The sequence below is a fragment of the Odoribacter sp. genome (genome assembly GCF_985060555.1).
In genome coordinates this window covers 40703-61058 of sequence record NZ_CFKYFN010000056.1, presented here as the reverse complement: position 1 = coordinate 61058, position 20356 = coordinate 40703, and the positions used below count along the sequence as shown (strand labels likewise).

22 protein-coding genes are annotated in these 20356 nt (G+C 40.7%); 4 read left to right on the top strand and 18 right to left on the bottom strand.

Features of this window, described 5'->3' with window-relative positions; all coding sequences use genetic code 11:
• Positions 1-106: 106 nt before the first annotated feature.
• From trxA to AC5RDS_RS07410, 14 genes are all read right to left on the bottom strand, one after another.
• Positions 107-424: a thioredoxin gene (gene trxA / locus AC5RDS_RS07475; protein ID WP_013613130.1), complete on the bottom strand. Its 318-nt coding sequence runs from the start codon at positions 422-424 to the stop codon at positions 107-109.
• A 105-nt stretch (positions 425-529) separates the two neighbouring features.
• Entirely contained in the window at positions 530-4294 is a 3765-nt protein-coding gene (dnaE, locus tag AC5RDS_RS07470; RefSeq protein ID WP_306443277.1) for a DNA polymerase III subunit alpha, read from the bottom strand.
• A gap of 96 nt (positions 4295-4390) precedes the next feature.
• Positions 4391-5068 carry a hypothetical protein gene (locus tag AC5RDS_RS07465; protein WP_046405395.1) on the bottom strand — a complete coding sequence of 226 codons (678 nt, stop codon included), beginning with the start codon at positions 5066-5068 and terminating at the stop codon, positions 4391-4393.
• 179 nt (positions 5069-5247) lie between these two features.
• Positions 5248-6147 carry a hypothetical protein gene (locus AC5RDS_RS07460; protein WP_172720105.1) on the bottom strand — a complete coding sequence of 300 codons (900 nt, stop codon included), beginning with the start codon at positions 6145-6147 and terminating at the stop codon, positions 5248-5250.
• 45 nt (positions 6148-6192) lie between these two features.
• Entirely contained in the window at positions 6193-6579 is a 387-nt protein-coding gene (locus AC5RDS_RS07455; protein WP_172720106.1) for a hypothetical protein, read from the bottom strand.
• Between the two features lie 97 nt (positions 6580-6676).
• Positions 6677-7306, bottom strand: coding sequence for a hypothetical protein (locus AC5RDS_RS07450; RefSeq protein ID WP_172720107.1), 630 nt, complete (start codon positions 7304-7306; stop codon positions 6677-6679).
• A 17-nt stretch (positions 7307-7323) separates the two neighbouring features.
• On the bottom strand, positions 7324-8295 hold the full coding sequence (locus AC5RDS_RS07445) for a leucine-rich repeat domain-containing protein (RefSeq protein WP_172720108.1): 972 nt from the start codon (positions 8293-8295) through the stop codon (positions 7324-7326).
• Between the two features lie 29 nt (positions 8296-8324).
• Positions 8325-9317 (bottom strand): leucine-rich repeat domain-containing protein, encoded by a 993-nt coding sequence (locus tag AC5RDS_RS07440; protein WP_172720109.1) that lies wholly within the window; start codon positions 9315-9317, stop codon positions 8325-8327.
• A gap of 22 nt (positions 9318-9339) precedes the next feature.
• Positions 9340-9471 carry an SEL1-like repeat protein gene (locus AC5RDS_RS07435; protein WP_195328905.1) on the bottom strand — a complete coding sequence of 44 codons (132 nt, stop codon included), beginning with the start codon at positions 9469-9471 and terminating at the stop codon, positions 9340-9342.
• A complete protein-coding gene (locus AC5RDS_RS07430; protein ID WP_195305541.1) occupies positions 9440-9742 on the bottom strand; it encodes a tetratricopeptide repeat protein in 303 nt (100 codons plus the stop codon). The genes AC5RDS_RS07435 and AC5RDS_RS07430 overlap by 32 nt, the downstream gene beginning before the upstream one ends.
• Before the next feature lie 29 nt (positions 9743-9771).
• The gene (locus tag AC5RDS_RS07425) at positions 9772-10512 is read right to left on the bottom strand and encodes a tetratricopeptide repeat protein (protein WP_195328899.1); all 741 of its coding nucleotides are present in this window, start codon (positions 10510-10512) and stop codon (positions 9772-9774) included.
• 55 nt (positions 10513-10567) lie between these two features.
• Positions 10568-11452 (bottom strand): hypothetical protein, encoded by an 885-nt coding sequence (locus AC5RDS_RS07420; protein WP_195328900.1) that lies wholly within the window; start codon positions 11450-11452, stop codon positions 10568-10570.
• Between the two features lie 12 nt (positions 11453-11464).
• Positions 11465-12106, bottom strand: coding sequence for a hypothetical protein (locus tag AC5RDS_RS07415; protein WP_195328901.1), 642 nt, complete (start codon positions 12104-12106; stop codon positions 11465-11467).
• Positions 12107-12549: 443 nt separating this feature from the next.
• Positions 12550-13356 (bottom strand): hypothetical protein, encoded by an 807-nt coding sequence (locus AC5RDS_RS07410; RefSeq protein WP_118107490.1) that lies wholly within the window; start codon positions 13354-13356, stop codon positions 12550-12552.
• A 1014-nt stretch (positions 13357-14370) separates the two neighbouring features.
• Here AC5RDS_RS07410 and AC5RDS_RS07405 point away from each other — a divergent pair.
• The gene (locus tag AC5RDS_RS07405) at positions 14371-14997 is read left to right on the top strand and encodes a DUF6266 family protein (protein ID WP_118107488.1); all 627 of its coding nucleotides are present in this window, start codon (positions 14371-14373) and stop codon (positions 14995-14997) included.
• Between the two features lie 129 nt (positions 14998-15126).
• Here AC5RDS_RS07405 and purN read toward each other — a convergent pair whose 3' ends face one another.
• Positions 15127-15702 carry a phosphoribosylglycinamide formyltransferase gene (purN, locus tag AC5RDS_RS07400; RefSeq protein ID WP_118107486.1) on the bottom strand — a complete coding sequence of 192 codons (576 nt, stop codon included), beginning with the start codon at positions 15700-15702 and terminating at the stop codon, positions 15127-15129.
• Between the two features lie 173 nt (positions 15703-15875).
• On the opposite strand from purN, the gene AC5RDS_RS07395 reads away from it, so the two are divergent.
• Genes AC5RDS_RS07395 through rnc form a run of 3 tightly spaced genes read left to right on the top strand, consistent with a single transcriptional unit; the run spans position 15876 to position 18131 of the window.
• Positions 15876-16112 carry an acyl carrier protein gene (locus AC5RDS_RS07395; protein ID WP_013613133.1) on the top strand — a complete coding sequence of 79 codons (237 nt, stop codon included), beginning with the start codon at positions 15876-15878 and terminating at the stop codon, positions 16110-16112.
• A gap of 15 nt (positions 16113-16127) precedes the next feature.
• Entirely contained in the window at positions 16128-17366 is a 1239-nt protein-coding gene (gene fabF / locus AC5RDS_RS07390) for a beta-ketoacyl-ACP synthase II (RefSeq protein ID WP_022159530.1), read from the top strand.
• Between the two features lie 24 nt (positions 17367-17390).
• Positions 17391-18131: a ribonuclease III gene (rnc, locus tag AC5RDS_RS07385; RefSeq protein WP_013613135.1), complete on the top strand. Its 741-nt coding sequence runs from the start codon at positions 17391-17393 to the stop codon at positions 18129-18131.
• Between the two features lie 53 nt (positions 18132-18184).
• Here rnc and efp read toward each other — a convergent pair whose 3' ends face one another.
• From efp to AC5RDS_RS07370, 3 genes are all read right to left on the bottom strand, one after another.
• On the bottom strand, positions 18185-18751 hold the full coding sequence (efp, locus tag AC5RDS_RS07380) for an elongation factor P (RefSeq protein WP_013613136.1): 567 nt from the start codon (positions 18749-18751) through the stop codon (positions 18185-18187).
• Positions 18752-19069: 318 nt separating this feature from the next.
• Complete coding sequence (locus tag AC5RDS_RS07375) at positions 19070-19408, bottom strand: DUF5684 domain-containing protein (protein ID WP_013613137.1); 339 nt, start codon at positions 19406-19408, stop codon at positions 19070-19072.
• A 224-nt stretch (positions 19409-19632) separates the two neighbouring features.
• Entirely contained in the window at positions 19633-20334 is a 702-nt protein-coding gene (locus tag AC5RDS_RS07370; protein WP_046403701.1) for an RDD family protein, read from the bottom strand.
• Positions 20335-20356 lie beyond the last annotated feature (22 nt).

Below are 20356 nucleotides of genomic sequence, written 5' to 3'. Positions count from 1 at the left end.
GTATTTGGCACCCTCGATTTATTCGTATCCCTATTGGAGACTGAAATCAAATATCCGATTCTACAAGGGGGTATTTTGCCTTTTTGGACACCCTCTTTTCAATTATTTAAAGAAGTTTGTTGATTTTCTCGACCAGTGAATTCTTAGGTACTGCACCTACTTGTTTATCAGCAACTTTACCGTCTTTAAAGAACAGGATAGTCGGGATGTTACGGATACCGAATTTAGCTGCTGTGCTTGGGCTGCCGTCGACGTCAACCTTAGCAACGGTAATTTTTCCTGCAAATTCTTCAGAGATTTCTTCAACAATGGGAAGCATCATTTTACATGGTCCACACCATTCTGCCCAGAAATCGACCAGGACAGGTTGTGCTGATTTCAGTACAACCTCTTCAAAATTAGAATCATTAACTGCTATTGCCATAGTATTTATCTTTTAAAAGTTGGTATTTCCATTTTGCTCCGCTAAGTTACAACAATTTTATTGTATACGAAGTATTCATCTTATAATAGAACGTTAAAATTTATCCTAGTTGATCTTCATTTTGATCGAATCGTTGTTTTCGAAATATTCGTACAATTCCCGGGAACGCCTGATCTTACAAGTGCGGGAGAACATTTTGACACTGTTTCCCTGACGGTCGAACAGCATGAAATTCAGGGGAATATCGTTTTGTACCGTTGCCGGTTCTTCAAAATTCTCCGGATCGCTGTTCTTCTGTGTCTTTTGTTCGGCCGCTTTCTGCTGGGCTTCTTTATAACTCTCGCTGTTCACATCGGTTGTAAAGAGCTCGTGTATTTCAGTGACCGTTTCCAGGGTCAGTTTTTCAATATCGACCTGTAAAGTGATCGAACGGATTGCATTTTCGGTCAGTGCTTCCAATAAGCCCACTTTTTGAATGGTGAAAGTAAGCTCGTTTCCTTCTTTACCCCATTTGGGCCCTACTTTCCCTTTCACATAAATCGCCGTCTCGTCGATAAAGTATTGCCGGAAATCGGTATAATCTTTTCCGAAGAAAGCCAGTTCGTAAGTGCCGCTGAAATCCTCCAGGGTCAGGATACCGAAGTCTTTCCCGGTTTTGGTTTTACCTTCCCGTTTGGCGGTAATGATACCGGCGATATTGATTTCTTTGCCTTTAAAAGTTTCGAGGCCGCTGTTGAGTTCTTCTACCGGCGTGCAAAGCAACTGCATTTCCAGCTTATAAGGATCGAGGGGATGGGAGGTCAGGTAAATACCGATCAGCTCTTTTTCTTTTTTCGATTTCTCATAGTCGTGCCAGGGTTCGCAGTCGGGGATATTCGGTTTGGTGACTTCGAAGCCGTCCAGTTCGCCGAATAGGGTGGCTTGCAGGTTCATGGAATCCTGCTGGTTTTTCTGGCCGTAGTTCACCAGGTTATCCAGTACTGTGGTCGTTGCGTCTACCAGGTGCAGGTATTGGGCCCGGTGGTATCCGAAACTGTCCAGTCCGCCGGCAGTAATCAGGTTTTCGATTGTTTTCTTATTGACCGATTTATAGTCGATTCGTTCGAAGAAATCGTATACATCTTTATAAGGTCCGTTTTTCTCCCGTTCTTCGATGATTTTTTCTACGGCAGCTTCACCCACTCCCTTGATGGCGGCCATTCCGAAACGGATCTGGCCATGTGAGTTTACGGTAAAGTCATTGTAAGATTCGTTGACATCCGGCGCCAGTACACTCAACCCCATTCGCTTACATTCGTCCATGAAAACCGTTACTTTGGTGATGTCCGAGAGGTTGTTGCTTAAGTTGGCTGCCATGAATTCTGCCGGATAATGGGCTTTCAGGAAACCGGTTTGATAAGCGATGTAGGCGTAACAAACGGAATGCGATTTGTTGAAGGCATAAGAAGCGAAAGCCTCCCAGTCTCCCCAGATTTTGTTGACCAGTTCTTCGACATCTTTTCCTTTTTCTTTGGCTCCCTGGACAAAATCGGGATTGTTTTTACAACCTTCGACGAATTTGCCTTTCAATTCCGCCAGCAATTCGAACTTCTTTTTACCCATAGCTTTACGGAGGGTATCCGATTGTCCCCGGGTGAACAGTCCCAGGGCCCGGGATTGGAGCATCACCTGTTCCTGGTAGACGGTAATGCCGTAAGTGTCTTTCAGGTAGGGCTCCATCATCGGATGGTCGTATTCAATGGGTTCTTCGCCGTGTTTGCGCCGGATGAAGGAAGGGATATACTCCATAGGTCCCGGACGATACAGGGCGTTCATGGCTACCAGGTCCTCGAAACGGTTGGGCTGGAGGGCGCGGAGGTGTTTTTTCATTCCGGGCGACTCGAACTGGAACAGCCCGGTGGTATCTCCGCGGGTGAAAAGCTTGAAGGTTTCTTCGTCGTCCAGGGGAATTTCGTTTTCATTCAGGACGATATGTTTCGATTTTTTGATATTGTCGAGACAAGTCTTGATGATCGAGAGGGTACGTAAACCCAGAAAGTCCATTTTGATCAGCCCGATCGGTTCCACGAAATGCCCGTCGTATTGGGTAGTCATCAGACTTTCTCCTTCGGTAGGCATGATCGGGATATGATCGGTGAGCGGATCCCGGCTGATGAGGATACCACAGGCATGTACTCCGGTTTGACGGATAGAACCTTCGAGGGTCTCGGCAAATTGTATCGTTTTGGAAATCAGTGGATTCAGAGATTGCTTCTCTTTCTCGAGATCCGGGTTTTCCTTATAAGCTTTTTTCAGGGTCATTTTCGGAGCTTCCGGAACCATTTTAGCCAGCCGGTTGGCTTCCGATAATTCCAGTTTCAATACCCGGGCTACGTCTTTAATGGCCATTTTGGCGGCCATACTGCCGAAGGTTACGATGTGCGACACTTTGTCGGCTCCGTATTTCTCCGTTACCCACTCCAGTACCTGTTGCCGTCCTGCATCATCGAAATCCACATCGATATCGGGCAGGGAAATACGGTCGGGATTCAGAAAACGCTCGAACAGCAGATCATATTTTATAGGGTCGATATTCGTGATACCCAGGCAATAGGCGACGGCACTACCGGCAGCCGATCCACGTCCCGGTCCAACAATCACGCCCATATCCCGGGCAGCCTGGATAAAGTCCTGCACGATCAGGAAGTAACCCGGGAAACCCATGGTCTTCATGATATGCAGCTCGAAGATAATGCGTTCCATGATCTCGGGTGATGGATTTTCACCATAGCGTTTCACAACCCCTTTCATGGTCAGCTCTTTCAGATAGTCGGCTTCCAGTTTGATACGATATAAACGGTCGTATCCGCCCAGTTTTTTGATTTTTTTGTTGGCTTCTTCTTCGGTCAGTACGACATTTCCTTTCTCGTCGCGGGTGAATTCGTTGAAGAGGTCTTCCTGGGAAAATTTTTGCCGGTATTCTTCTTCCGTACCGAGTTCGGGAGGAATGGGAAAAACGGGCATTAAAGGATCGGAGTCCAGTTCGTATTCCTCGACTTTATCGGTGATCTCCTGGGTGTTTTCGATGGCTTCGGGCAGATCAGGGAAAAGGTCGATCATTTCCTGGGTGGTTTTAAACCATTCCTGACGGGTATACCGCATCCGGGTCGGATCGTCGATGTCTTTCCGGGTGTTCAGGCAAATCAGCAGATCATGGGCTTCGGCATCTTCTTCATTGAGAAAATGCACGTCGTTGGTAGCGATAAGTTTGATATTCAGTTTCCTGGCTATTTTGATTTTCTCCTGAATACAGCGTTGCTGATTGTCGTAAATCTCGGCTCTTTGTTTGGGATCCGCTGCCGGATGGCGCATCACTTCCAGATAATAATCTTCGCCGAACAGATTTTTGTACCATAGAGCTGCTTTTTCAGCTCCTTCCAGATCACCGGCCATGATTTTCTGATCGATTTCTCCTCCCAGGCAAGCCGAGGAAATGATCAATCCCTCATGATGTTTTTCGAGCTGGGCCTTATCGATACGGGGACGGTAGTAGAAACCGTCGCAAAAAGCCGTCGAACAGAGCTTGACGAGATTGCGGTAACCGGTGAGGTTTTTGGCCAGAATAATCAGGTGTTCCCCCGACCGGTCGACCGGTTTTTCTTTATTATATAAGGATACCCGTGCGACATAGGCTTCACATCCTAAAATGGGTTTGATTCCTTTTTGCCGGCAGGTGTCGTAAAACAACTTTATCCCGAACATATTGCCGTGATCGGTCAGTGCTAGTGCGGCCTGGCCGTCGGCTTTGGCTTTTTCGATCAGGCCTGGAATACTGGCTGCTCCGTCGAGAATAGAATATTGCGAGTGGACGTGGAAGTGGGTAAATTTCATCGTTTGTAAGCTGCTAAATTTGTAAACAAAAATACAACATCTTCCCGAACAATCCATTGCCGGATGATTTTTTCTTTCCGGGTCACTTCATTACATTCATGTTGTATGCTGTGGATGAGAGGGGATGGCACTGATCCGGAAATATTGACAATCCGAATAAGCGCTTCCGTCTTCGCGGGCAAAAAAGCAATACACGTGTGCGCCGTCTGTTGCCCGTTCCGACAGTGTGAATTCTCCGCACAAATCCTGCCGCCTGCCCGATACGCTCACTGCCAGCCGTGGTCCTAACGGCAGGGAATCGTACAATACACCTATTTGCAGGAGGTCGCTCCCTGTTGCTGTGGCCCATTCGCGCTCTTCCTGCCAACTCACCCGGAACCGCCTCTCTGTCCCCTCAACCTGTTCTATCTTCAATCCCCTTGGCAAAAGCAGGGACCCCTTCGTAAAAGTAAAATTGACGAAATCCACAAGCTTCCCCTCTCCGCTGAAACACCGGCAGTTCGTCGAGTTGAACAGGTTGTGCGCCATTTTTCCTTCCGCCCTGGCAGCTGCCCGCCAGATATCCCGTGACACTTGGCGGCAATAGGCCGCATAAAAAGCCTGTACGATGGCGAAACGTCCTGTCACTCCTTTTTGCTGATCCGACCGTTCTTTCTTCCGTTTTTTTCCCGGTACTTCCGCTCGCCGGACACACTGCACCCCGTTACGGACATAATAAATCAGATTGCCCATCCGCCCGCTGAGCAGAGGTTGTGACAGATCCTTTACTTTCATATTTCCTGGATTTTAAACCTTTTCCTTGCTTTTTCCTGACTGTCAAATGTAAGTAAAAACATGATTATCTACAAATATTCCAATTATTATCTATTAATAAACTAATAGTTAATTAATAGATGAATAAGAAGTGAATAATAGATGGCAGGCATTTGAACTGCATCGGTAAGTAGTTTATCTTAATCCGGCTCTTCCAGGGTGTAGGTCAGGAAAAAATCACTAGGTCCGGGGGAACAAACTTCGTCGATGTATTTGAATCCGGAAACCGAATGATCAGCGTTTTTTTGCATTTTAAATTTTACTATACACCCTCTCCACCAAACAAGGAGGACACCTTCTTCCGGTGCAACTAAAAGTCGCCTTGCTTCATCGAAGTCCGTTTTCGAAACAGGTTTTAAACGGATGTCCCGGGGAGTTTCCCAAATGTCATAGATTCGGAACCCGCAAGTACCCCAATAAGGAGAGAAAATAATCAATTCGTCTTTCCCGTCCACATCTATGTCTGTAAAACAGAAGGTAAGAGTTGTAGAAGATCCGTATTCTGTATATTTTTTTGCAGAATCAAAATGCAAATTGTAAGCTTTGAGGCAAATATCACGATATTCGCCTTCTTCTTCTTTCAGATATTTAAAAGAATGGGGGGTGATGGTGTTTCCACCCGGAACTCCCCAGTAATCCATACTGTCAACCCTGTGTGTTCTGTCTTTCGTACATATTTCCGCATATCCGCACCCTTTACCACCGACAAAGAATTTTTTGTTCCCTTTTTCAAAGCACAGGACATATGCGTTACAGCGATTACCGTTCAGGGCATGTATCTCCCTGACTGTATAGCCTTTTATGGGGCGGGTGTATTTTTTGAAATAGAGGGTATCTTGTGTTGAAAAGCCAGGAAAGTCGATGACTTTGTATTTGAACATGTCGGCAAAGCATTCGCACCCCGGGGGAAGGTATCTGAAACCGGTTATGAATTCCGGTTGTTTTTCCGGTGTTCTCTGTGTGTGGTTGTCTCTTTCGGCATGGAGAGATGTTATGCCTAATAACAGACATATAAAAAAGGTTGTAGTGATTCGTTTCATTGTTTGTTGGTTTTAAGGCTGATCATATTAACTTAAGTTGTTATTTTATATATCATGCTTCTGCTTCCCTTTTATAACTCCGATAATGACGATAACAATTCCTATGACGAGTAAAATGTTCCAGATTGATGCCACAATACCTTCCACCCATATTAACAATGGGAATAAGAAAAAAACTCCTATCAATAGGATTATCCATCCTATGCATCCCAGCGTATCTTTTGTTTTGCTGCCTTTATTTCCTTTGGCTATTACAAATACAAAAAAAAGTCCGATGAGAAGTAAAGGAATGGCTATCTTCAAAGAATCACCCATCTGCTCTCCATCCGGAAAACCGAAGATTTCAAAACTCCTTTGGTAACGTTGGGCAACACACACACTTGATGTTAGCAACATGGTTAATGTCGTCAAAATTGAAAATATGCCTTTCATAGTTTTTCTTTTAAATAAGGATTTTGCATAACGGAAATATAGGATCTGTATTGAATTGAATGCTATTTCAGGACTGTTTTCATGACTTGATTTTATTTTAAAGATTCAGCAGGGATTTTAATTTATTTGGATCGTCCATAATTTTATACATTTCGAAGATGATTGGGTAAATCTCTTTAATTTCTTTTACTTCTTGTTCTGTTAAAGAATTTTGGGTTGCTTGCACTAAAGCATTCATAATATCTTGAGTTGTTATTTGTAATTTATGAGAGAGCGGTTTTGCAGTTGTGTTTTTTTGTAAATTAAACATAGCTATGGTACATATGTTGTAAACAGCATCATAAATACTTGAAAAACTCCAACCTATATTTGGAATATTCTGAGGATTTTTAAAAGTAATAGGGCGTGAAATTTTACTAACATCGTATTGTATTACTTTTGTGACTTTGAAGATATTGTTGTATTTGCAACAAGATGCTGTAAAATTCTTTGTACGGATTTGTGCAAACGCAACCATGAAAGCTTTTGAATCAATATCCAATCCTAATGAGTCGCAGGCTTGTTGCAATTTTAATGTGAGCCCCTGTGCATTTGCTCTTTCTGTGGTCAAAGTATCGTACGTAACCATTTGGTTTTTTAAGTTGAAAATTGTATGAACTTCTTGCCCACAAGTGGTATGATACATGCCTAATAATGTGATAGCAAATACGAAATAATTTCTTTTCATAATCTTTAAATTTTAATTTATCTTAAAATATTTTGCAAGGGATTTCCTTGGCGGTCGGCAGCCAGAATGGAAGGGCAATCCGATAAGTCCAATATCCTCAAATTGTTATTAGAACAGTTGATATATAATAAAGACGGGCATTGTAAATTCAATCTTTTCAACTGGTTGTTTTTACATTCTAATTTCAATAAGGTTATAGATTTTAAATCCAATTCTTTTAATTCATTGTAATTACAATTTAAATTCGTTAATGATGCTTCTGCTGGCAATTCTAAAACTTTCAAACGATTTTCAGCACATGTCAAATTTTGCAAGAGAGGGCAATCTTTTACATTCAAAGAGGTTACATCATTATATAAACAATCCAATATAGTTAAACACCTACATTTATCCACATTCAATGTTTTGAGCTGATTGAAACTACAGACTAATGTGCTTAGATTTTCATTGTTGGATAAATTCAAAGAAATCAAGTAATTTTCGGAACAATACAAATAATTTAAAGCAGGACAGAAAGAAAAATCCAATTCGATAAGTCGATTTTTACCACAATTCACAACTTTTAATAGGTGGCAACCACTCAAATCCAATTCTTCCAAATAATTATCATAACAAAAAAGTTGCTCTAAAAAAGGACAATGAGTAAGTTTCAGTTTTTCCATTCCAACCTTCCATGCTGTGAAATGAGATATGTTTTCTCCACGAATAGATATATTATAATTTCCATCATCCTCATACGTATGCTTGCAACTATCAATTACCACGTCATCTACCACTCCATCTCCCCAGTCTATCCTCAAATTTCCGCTACTTTTTATTTTCAACAAAACCACCTTTGAGGAAGAAGCATCAGACTGAAAAATATTAGTAACTTTGCCTACCCTTACTGTTAACTCAATTCTGTCATAACAGATAAATACTCCAAATACCCAACACAAAACAACTGCAACAACCGAACCCACTCCGAACAGAATCCATTTATACTTCATAACCATACCTATTTATATGCCATAAGAACTCAACGTTCATACCCCCAAACTTCCCAACCTTTATTTTTAGCAATGTCTCTATTACTAGCAACTGTTCCAGGATTATTCCTTATGTCTAAAGTGTAACTACCTACCATAGTAGATAAACCTAAGGGATCTTGGGCAGAATATGGTGCTGGTGGTTTAGGCAAATTCTCGTAAATTTGATTCAAGGCAGAAGCGGATAAATTATTATCGGAACAATGCACATGCCTTAATTTCGGATTCCTCCTGATATCCAATTCCATTAGACTATTCTCTGAACAATCTAAACTATTTAATTTCGTATTACTTCTGACATCTATATTTTTCAGCTGATTTTTACGACAATCTAAGTCAGATAAATTCTTATTGTTACTGACATCCAAAATACTTAGTTGATTACTAAAGCACCAAAGAAGTTCCAACGTCTGTATTTTAGAAACATCTAATGAGGTCAGTAAATTTGCAGCACATTTTAATTCTCTTAAAACCAAATTCTTACTAACATCCAAAAAAATCAATTTGTTTCCACCACAATCTACCTCTTCTAAAGCAGGATTTTTACTGACATCCAAAGATGTAAAATTGTTGGAACCACATCTCAACTCATACAAAGATGTACAATTAGCTACATTCAAAGAATTTACTCCTGTACCATCACACTTCAACACCTTTAAAGTTGTATTCCCACTTGCATCTAAAGAAAGTAATTTACAGTCATAAGAACGAGTATTATAACAATCTAATAGACGAATTTTCCCAGTGATTTTAATAACATAAGATTCTTGAACAGCATATTTATGTTCTATTTTACCACCACCCGCATATTCATTTACACTACCATCCCCCCAATCTATCAGAATTGGTTCATCCGCTTCCGTTCCCGATAAATAAAACTCCACAAACTCTACTTTATCCGTCTTCATTGTGATATCAGCATGAGAACAGGCGGTCATGCACATAAGCAATATGCCATAACCAAGCATTCCTATTTTTTTCATATTCCTATTTAATTATATTATGTTAAAAAACATTTTTCAACATTCTCTCATCTTCTGTATTTCCTTTTTCAAGTACTCTTCTCCACCATTCTATGGCTTTCTCTTTACTTTTAGGTACTCCTTTACCTTGGTAATAATGAAGTCCTAAAACAATTTGCGCACTTGAGTGTCCATTTTTTTGCTGTTTTTTCTAACCATTCAGTAGCTTTTGCTGGATTTTCGGGTACACCTATACCCAAATTATAATGTATAGCTAACTCGAATTGAGCATGTACATGACCTTGTTCTGCCGCTTTTTTCCACCATTCCACAGCTTTCATTTTATCTATAGGTGTACCATTACCATAATAATAACTACTTCCTAACTCAAATTGAGCGTATGCATCTCCCGTTTGTGCTGCTGTTATTAATTCATTAAAACCCATAGTTTTACATTTATAAATTGATATTAATGCTATCTTTCTTTACAAATATCTTTTAACGTTATACCCAATACTTCTTCCATTTCATTCGCCAATTTCTTGTAATTTTGTTCAAAACACATAGACCGCCAATGTTCAGCCCTTTCGGGATTTACCTCTGTTCCAATACCGTTTTGGTAGCAATGGGCAAGGTAGTATTGTGCTGTCAGGTTTGCATCGTTACCTAACGCAGCTTTTTTCAGGTGTTGGACTGCGGTTTCTTTGTTCTCTTTCACTCCGATTCCGTAATAGTAGCACATGCCCAGTAAGTATTGTGCTTCATTTTTTACTTTCAGTTTCGCATATTGTATTTGTTTGGGTGTTTTGATACCTTGCATAACCTGCTTAAAGCAATTAACCGCTTCTTGTTCTCTGTTTTTCATTTTTAACAAACATTTCCCTTTCCATAAATGCCCTTCCCTTGAGGTGTAATCTGGCCAATTACTTACTTGTTCAAAGTATTTCAATGCCTCATGGTAGTCACAAGAAGTCCCGATACCTTGATAATAGCATTTCCCGGCTTGTAATGCAGCCGAATTGTGTTGGGCGGCAGCAAGTTCTTCGAAATAGTCCAAGGCTTTCCCCGGATCTTTCGGGCATCCGTTACCGTTTAGCAAGCGACGGGCATAAACATACCAGGCAGTCATATATTTATAATACTGACCATACGGATGACTTTGGATATATTGCTCCAATTCAGACATGGGCATCTGTTCTAACTGTTCTTTGTTCATGCTTTTCCCAATTTACAAAATAAACTACAAGCCGAATGCAGAAACATTTCCATTTTCATAGGTTCAATATCGCTTGAACAATCTGTGGTGAATAATATTTCTTGATTAATTTACGATATAGATTAATTGCTGCCGTTTCCTCAAAAATTCCAACGTTTTTTTTCACGTATAAATCATAGAAATCTAATGTAAAATCACGGACAGAAAGATATTTCGCAGGCAAATCAGGGAAATCAGTACGTTTGACAGCCCGAATACTTGTCTGTTGCTTGATACCCAAATAATTATTAGACCCCTTTATATATCCTTCCAATGATAAAACGGTGATCAAATCAAAGCAAATAGAATCTATATGTTCTGTTTTCAATTCTTTTAAGACCGGAATAACGACCTGGCACATTTCTTTTATTTCTTGTTCCAGTATACCATTAATTACCTGTCCGTGTATTTGTTCTGTATACTTGTGTTCCAATTCGTTCAATGTAATCTGATTTTTGATACGTTTTAGGTTTGGACTCTGTAAATAGGCTTGATACATAATATGATCAATATCATCTGCAAATATGATATATTCTTTTTCTTCAATATAATTGTCCCGCGCTCTGATTACATCCCTGATTAAAGCTTTCTTGTATTCTTCACAATTTTCAGGAACTTCCAAAGTCATTACCTTGTTTAAAAATTCATGCGCCTTATTCTCATTTGTCAAAGCTCTTTTTTGTAAAGCATCAGCAGTTTCAATGATAGCATTGCCGGCTTCCTTGAAACTACTTAAGTCAAGAGGTTTGACTTCAGGAGATTTAGAATAGGAAAGGTTTGAGTACTTGAGTTTCGGCTTTTTTTTGATATTTACGTCTACATTCAGATGTTTATTCAGATTTTGTGCGTTCAATGAACAACAAACTGCAAATATGAGCAGCAAAGTAAATATTGTTTTCATAATAATTTGGTATTAATTTTTGCGTCTGATCTCAAAGTCAAGCTCCAGTTCTTTTTTCTCTTTTTTCAATTGTTCGATATTTTTATCAAGCATTGCCGTGATGTATGTATAATCCCTTTGGATTTTGTTTGATACCTCGCCCATGGCATTTACAAGTGCTTGTTCTACTGATGTCCGAGTAGTATTCTTTATACTATAGCCATAATAGCAGGCAATAGTTCTTTTATCGAATCCAACCCCTTGGTAGGTGCCAATATGATTACCTGATAAATCATAAATACGAATGACGACATCCGCTTGATTTTTGTATACACCAGCAGGTAAGCCGATAATATTAAATAAACCGCAAAACATATAACAGGTGAATTCCCAAATCGCAGAAGAAGTTTTTCGACTTAACCTAACATCACATTTTATAGACCCCTGGAAGTCCCCTTCGGAAGAACAAAGTGCTTTTAACACAGCAGAGGAGATACCTCTCGTTTCTGTTAATGATAAAATTACATTAGGCATAGCACCTTCAGTTATAACGCTAATTTGACTTTTCAGTGGTGGCAGTTGCTTTTGTGGAATGTCCATAGGCTGAAACCGAAATGCCCTGCATGACATTAGAATCATAAGTACAAGGATAACAATAAAAAATTTTTTTACCATACACTAATTGATTTAGTACCTCAAATTCCCAAACAATTGATTTTACAACTAAAAAGAAGCGTGGGAATTTCCAGTTTATCTGATAGAGGTATCGCCAAACACCTTGTAGAAATAAACAGTCACCCCACGCTGACCGATATATTGCAGAATTGCATATATGGCAAGCATGAACGTTTGTACTGTTATCCTTCTACTTAAAATTTTGGCGAATTTTCTATCAAGGATAAGCTAAACGCTTCATTTAATATGTCCGCTGTCAGGTCTTTAGCCCAACAACATGACAAATATAAACAAATTTAAACATTATGCAAACGGTTAAGGGTGACTGTTTTTAATTAGTAGGGTAAAAATAGGAAACAGTTGGGTGCAGATGTATTTTTTGCAAGACTTGCAAAAGTTTTTTCAGGGATTTCGGCGATATTCCCTTTCCTGGCAATGAAAAATCACCGGTTCATTTTTGACAGAAGTTGATAGGTATGAGACACCATGATATTCATCTGTATTTCTTTGGGTATTTGTATATTTTTCAGAGTATCCGGCAACTCTACCAATGTGCGTGACAGGTTAATTTGTTTTGGGTGCCATTCATAACCTTTTATATAGTAGTTTTGTACCAGGTCGTCGCTCATTTTCTGAAGAAACTCCCGTTTTATCCGGGAACATTTTTCATAAATGGAATTGTCGGACGGGTCGGTGAGTTTACGGATGCTTTCGTTCATGTCCTCCAAATTGTCCCGATGGGATAACAGGCGGTAGATTTGAGTCAGTTCATGACGGTACAGAGATAAATTTTTAATGAATATGCCTTCCGGATGGCGTAAAAACAAGAAATAAACGACCTTCGGCAAGAGATTCAGGGAGATCTCCATGTTGTTGTAATCCGGAAAAAACAACCTGAAATCTTCGGTCACACGAAGCCGGCTTGGTTTGGATTTCAGCATGGGAGCAATTGTATCGGACAGCAGGCGGAATAATCCTTTTCCTTTCAGAAAACGAATCCGTTCGTCTATTTCCGAAATGACTTTACTGATTTCCGTATCAAAGCGCATTTCCGGATCTGTCTCTTCCTCGGGCTCTCCATCAGTGAGAATTTTACTATATTTCGTGTTAACATCATAGAAAGCGTGCATCCGGGCATGAGCCTGAAACAATTCTCTGATGGGAATGCCACATCTCAAAGGGGTAAGTTCAAAATCCTTATTCCGTCTATCCCACTGAGATGAACGGGCCAGGAGCATTGCCCCTTGCATGTCCTTTGAAACATGCAGGTCTGCAAACAAGCTGGCTGTAATAACCGAAGTTATATTTTCCGGACAAATCGTGCAGTTGAGTTCCGCACCGGGATAAATACGTCAGAAAACATTGGCTTCATCCTGTACCAACAAGGGTAAATACAAAAAATTTAAATTATGAGCCGCGTAGATTTTTTGAATTTCATCCAAATTATGGGCAATGAGTTGATTCTCCTGTATATCATAAGACGTTTCTATATACAAAACAAAATCTTCCGGAAAATCATCCTAATATTTTGAACTTATACCTGGATATGAAACAGAATTTTGCTTTACAATTTCTTCAGTATTCAGTTTGTTCGATTCAGACATGGATATCAATTAATATATTTTGTGACAACTTGTACACAATGTCACAAATATAAGATATTTTTCACATCTGCAAATGTTTAGGTAAATTGATTGTTGAATGAATTAAAAAAAGATATGGAAGGGGGGAAGATGGAGTGGGGGATGGCGGAGAAATGCAGATGGTGGTGCAGAAAATGATGCCGGTGGTGATGCGGGAGATGATACCGGAGCGAAAAAACAGGTATTTCCGGCTGCTGTTCTGACAGATGCCGATGCAGGTGCTACTATTCTATATGGTATTGATAATCATATAATTATTTTGTTGTTCCGGAAAGAAAAATAGGGGATTTTTTTTGAAAATATCCGATGTTTTACCCTATTTTTGCAACAGGAAAAAACCGCTACAATAAGACAATCGTAAGTCAGGCGGAATTCTACGCTCTTTTATATGTTGGATCCAATACGGAATGTAATCTCCCTTGTTCTGTGCTTGTCGGAAAACAGTTCATGGGGTGAATAGATTCCTTTGACGGTTGCGGGTAGGTTATATGATGGTGCGCAGTCGTATCCTACTTGGTCAACTGTTTTGAAGACAGTCTTGGGACTGTCGAAAAAAATGAATATCTGTTTTGTCTGGAAGGACGGAGCAGGTGATGTCAAACCCCATAAATTGAGAAAATTATGGGAAAGATTAAGCCGGATCTGGCCGGTGCTTATGTGAGCAAGGTTGGTGGTGTCGCTTATTATATAAAGGATGGCGTAAATTATGTCAGGTCTTTGAGTAAGAGCGAATATAAATCCAATACTCCCTTGCAGGCAGAAGTGAAGGCCAGATTCAAATCCGCCTCGCAAATGGCGGGGCAAATGAAGGAAATCGCCAAAGTGGGTTTTCCTCAGCGGAAACGGGGAATAACGCCTAAGAATGCCTGGCATTCGGCGAACAAAGAATGTTTCCGTAAAACAGATGAAGGCATTGAGATCGATTTTGAAAAACTCCAATTTTCGAACGGTAGTCTTTATCCGCCGGAGGTGACGCTGACCTACGACCAGGAGTCGCAGACCTATACAGCAAGCTATCCGGAGATGCCGGCAGAAAGCAACTGCCATCCGGATGATGTTGTGTATGTGCTGCTTCTGGATACCGAACAGCTGTTTACGCGTCTGGTGCCAATAGGGCAGCGCGGTGAAGCCGGAGAAACGGTAATCGAAGTCTCTGATTTGTGGAGTGGCGCTGTTATGGCTTATTGTTTTGCAACTAGTGCAGATGGCAAGACAGCCAGCAGGACGTTACATCTGGAGATTTCCTGACAGGCAGACCGGGCGATTGCCGGAATGAGACATAATTTGCCTGATTATTGATATAGTGTGTCAAAAATTTTTGACACACTATTTTTTTAGTTCATTTTCAGGTGACTTGCGGGGAATGGCAAGGTTTACTCAGACCTCCTGTTTCAAAATCGTCTCTTCGATGATCTGCGGGAAATACCGGTATTCCAATTCATGTACCCGGGCGGCAAGGTCGTCGGGGGTGTCTGTCGGGAGCACCGGGCATTTGGCCTGAAAGATGATAGCGCCCTGGTCGTAGTGATCATTGACATAATGAATGGTGATGCCGCTTTCCTTTTCGCCGGCTGCAATAACGGCCTCGTGTACATGGTGACCGTACATACCTTTACCGCCGTAGGCCGGGAGAAGGGCCGGATGGATATTGATGATCCGGTTTGGGAAGGCAGCTGTTATACAAGCTGGCATTAACCATAAAAAACCGGCCAATATGATAAAATCGATCCCGTCTGCCTGTAATTGGTGCAGCATTTTCTCCGGGTCACGAAGTTCTGACCGGTTAAAAACAAGGGTCGGAACATTGTATTTTTTTGCCCGTTCCAGAACATAAGCATCCGGGACATTACAAAAGACAGATTTTACGCAGAATTGCGGTTTTTGAGCAAAATATTGAATGATATTTTCAGCGTTAGAACCTGATCCTGAGGCAAATATTGCTATTTTTTTCATGGTGTAAGCATTTAAAAATCAAGACGATAAAGGTAATAAAAGTTTATTCTTGGCAAAAAATTTTTTAGTGAAAAAAATAAAGTCTAAATTTGCCATCTGAATTTAGATAATTATGCAAATCTTGTTGCATAGAGTGTTAAAGTAAAAAGAATGTCTAATTAAAATTTTAAGCTATGTCTGACATTACTGAAAGAGTACAACGGATTATTGAAGAGAAATTAGGTGTAGATGCATCAGAAGTTAAACCCGAAGCTACCTTCACAAATGATCTGGGTGCCGACTCTTTGGATACTGTTGAGCTGATTATGGAACTGGAAAAAGAATTCAATATTACTATTCCGGATGATCAAGCAGAAAAAATTGTTACTGTAGGTGATGCTATCTCTTACGTGGAAGCTAACGCAAAGTAATTTAATATTGTTTTTATGGATTTGAAACGAGTAGTAATTACAGGTCTTGGAACAATCAACCCTTTAGGTCATAATGTGCCTGAGTTTTGGGACAATTTATTGAAAGGCGTCAGTGGCGCCGGTCCTATTACTCGTTTCGATGCATCAAAATTCCGCACACAGTTTGCTTGTGAGGTGAAAAATTACGAACCGACCGGATATTTCGATAAGAAAGAAGTTCGGAAGATGGATCTTTATACTCAATTCGGTATCATCGCTGCAAGAGAGGCGCTTAAAGATTCGGGTTTGGACCTGGAAACAGCGAACAAAAAGCGGATAGGTGTAATATGGGGAGCAGGAATCGGTGGCTTGCAGACTTTTTTCGAGGAGTGTGATACTTTCTCGAAAGGAGATGGTACGCCTCGATTCAATCCTTTTTTTATACCTAAGATGATCGCTAACATGGGAGGAGCCATGATCGCTATAGAAAACGGATTGAAAGGTCCGAACTATACGACGGTCTCTGCATGTGCATCGTCGGCTCACGCTATTGTTGATGCATTGAACTTAATTCGCTTAGGAAAAGCTGATGCCATTGTTGCCGGTGGTTCTGAAGCTGCTGTCACCGTTCCTGGTGTAGGTGGTTTCAATTCGATGAAAGCCCTTTCAACCCGCAACGATGACCCGAAGACAGCTTCCCGTCCTTTCGATGCAGACCGGGATGGTTTTGTGATCGGTGAAGGTGGAGCTGCCCTGATTCTTGAAGAGTATGAACATGCTGTGGCCAGAGGTGCACATATCTATGCAGAGATTGCAGGGGGTGCCGGAAACTGCGACGCTTATCATATGACCGCTCCGGATCCGGACGGGGCCTATGAAGTGATGTTGCTGGCTCTTGAAGATGCAGGTATGAAACCCGAAGATATCGATTATATCAATGTACACGGTACTTCGACCGGGTTGGGAGATATCTCCGAACCGACAGCTATCCTGAAAGCGTTTGGCGAGCATGCTTACAAGTTGAATATCAGTTCTACGAAATCTATGACAGGTCACCTTTTGGGGGCTGCCGGTGCTGTAGAAGCGATCGCTTGTACGTTGGCTGTAAAGAATGATATTGTTCCTCCGACGATTAATTTCCATACTTTGGCTCCGGAGCTCGATCCGAAATTGAATTTTACGTTCAACGAGCCGCAAAAGAGGGAAGTGAAAGTGGCCATAAGCAATACTTTTGGCTTCGGTGGACACAATGCATGTGTCGTAATCAAAAAATAATCACATACTAAATTCTTTAGGGCTGTGATTAGGCAAATCATTCAATCCATAAGACTTTACCTGAATCGTAACGGGAAGTTTTATGGATTGTCTATTTCTCAGATCGGCTTTGTGCCCAACAATAAGAGTCTGTATCGTTTGGCTCTGCTGCATAAGTCGGCATCGAAGATGACTTCCAAAGGGGTTGTGCTCAATTACGAACGTCTGGAGTTTTTAGGAGATGCCGTCCTGGGAGCTATTGTCGCTGAATTATTGTATAAATTCTTTCCTAAAAAGGACGAAGGTTTTCTTACCCGTGTCCGTTCTAAAGTAGTCAGCCGCGAATCTTTGAATGAATTGGCCATTAATATCGGTCTGGATAAAGCTGTCGTCGCAAAATCGGATATCTCCCGGAATAAACATATTTACGGAGATGTATTCGAAGCTTTTATCGGGGCGATGTTTCTGGATCAGGGATTCGTTAATACCAAACGGTTTATCGAGAAGTTTATCTTTCCCAATTTCTTCGATATCAAAGATCTGGTGACGATCGACACCAACTACAAAAGCCGCCTGATCGAATGGGGACAAAAAAATAAAGTCGATATCCATTTCCAGACAGACGAAGTGGCTCGCGGACGTCGTAAATTCTGTTGCACCGTGATGCTTAGCGAGGAAGAAAAAGGAAAAGGGGAAGGTACTTCCAAAAAAGAAGCCGAACAAAATGCGGCTAAAATTGTTATCGATATCTTATCGAAAGAAGCTGACGGAAATATAGAAATTTAAGATTTACGATTTACAATCGATTCTGAACGTAAATCGTAAATCGTAATTATGAATTATCTTACTCTTTCAACATAAGAGCCATCGGCTGTCGAAATCCGGATTTTTTCTCCCATTTCAATGAACAGGGGAACCATTACTTTGGCGCCGGTTTCCACTTCTGCCGGTTTCAGTGCGGTAGATGAAGCGGTATCGCCTTTCAAGCCCGGTTCGGTATAGGTCACTTCCAACACGACACTCGGCATCAACTCGACATACAACGGAGTTTCGGTATCGGCATGTACAACCATTTCTACTGCATCTCCTTCTTTCAGAAATTGAGGGGCATTGATCAGTTCTTCCGGGATGTTTACCTGTTCGAAAGTCTCGGTATGCATCATCACATAGTCTTCGCCTTCTTTGTACAGGAATTGATACGGACGTCTTTCGATACGGGCCGTGTCGATTTTAACTCCAGAGGTGAATGTGTTTTCAAGTATACGGCCGGTTTTTACGTTTCTCAGCTTGGTTCTCACGAATGCCGGACCTTTACCGGGTTTTACATGCTGAAACTGTACGATTGTATATAAATCGTCTTTGAATACAATACATAGTCCGTTACGGAAATCTGCTGTTGTTGCCATTGATTCTGTATTTTTTTGATTATAATTTTATTTTGAGGTTGCAAATATAGAAAAAAGGGATCAAAATGCCAAGTGAATCGCTTATGGATTTCATTCTGAGCTGTTTGGAGAAAACTATTTTTCAATGCATCCGGGGGAATGTCGTTCGTTTGCGTTGGATTGTGTGAAATAATACTGGCTATTTTGAAAAGTGAAATAGATGTAATTTAACTAAGGAAGAGTTTTGAAATGACCCCTAAAAGTTTTGTATCCAACTTTTAGGGGTCATTCCCAAAATTTTACTTTTCTGCCAGCCTTTTTTATTATGGCTCCGAAAGATTATTGAGCGGCTACTTCATTTTGATAAGTGTAATCACCGAAACCTAAAATCGGGAAGAAAACGAAAGGTAAAAGAATCAGACCGATGGTAAAGCCGATTCCCTGACCGAATTTTTTGGCTATTTCATTGTAAAGCATGATAGCGAATACAATATTTACCAACGGAATGAAAAACATGATCACCCACCAGGCCGGTTTGGCTGCTATCTTAGTCATCAGATAGATGTTGTAAATCGGAATGATACATCCCCAACCCGGCTGCCCGGCCTTTTCAAATGTTTTCCACATGCCTGCGATGACGATCACGACAATCGCAAGATAAATAATAGAACCAATCATAATTTTTAGTTTTTAGTTATAAAAGTAATGATGCACACCTAAATCTTGATTAGATTATGCAAATATACATATTTTGGGAATCGGTTACGTCTGATTGGAATTTTTTTTGAATTTGATATCGGTGTCTGATCAAAACTTAATAATTCATAAAATTTATGGTATTTATATACATGTTTATCCTAAATGTAGGTTTATAAGTGTAAATATGTATATAACTACCAAATTTATTTCGTCAAATGAATATAGTCCGTCAATATAGTTTGGATGAATTGTAAATTATTCATATGAGTTTCTATTCCGGTCAATTCCTTGATCTTAGCCGATAAAGGCTCCAGGAGTTTATACTCTTTGTTTTTTTCGAATTCCCGGAACACTTCCCGGACAATGGCCATGTCTTTATCCGAAAGCATAGCGATTTGGGGAAAAGTCGGCTGGTAAGATTCCGGTGTTTCGAAAAAACTGATCCGTCTCAGATCGGTGTCCTTTTTTTCATGAATGACCGTGGTACCTGCTGCCAAATCCCCGAGACGCTGCATTTTCGAACTGATGATAATGCTCAGCATAGCAAGAATACCCATACTGGCACTGATGTCTACCAGACGCAATATCCAGCGCAACAGACAATTCCAGAAAGAGAGCTTTCGGCCGTCGAGCCGTACGACCCTTAAATGTAAAGTTAGTTTACCCAGACTCCTGCCATGAAAAAAGTATTCACAAACAAAATGGTAACACATTAAAATGACCAATAAGATAATGGCTGTCGTGGTGTTCCTGAAAATACTACTGAGGGAAGCCAGGGTGAAACAGAGTATGTATATTCCGCCTAAGAAAGCCAGGTCGATGAGGGTTGCCCCTATCCGGTTCACCAATCCTGCCGGCTGGTATGCAATATTGACGTGCTGGGCAGTACGTATAGATATATCCATATAAGTTGAATTTATATTCTAT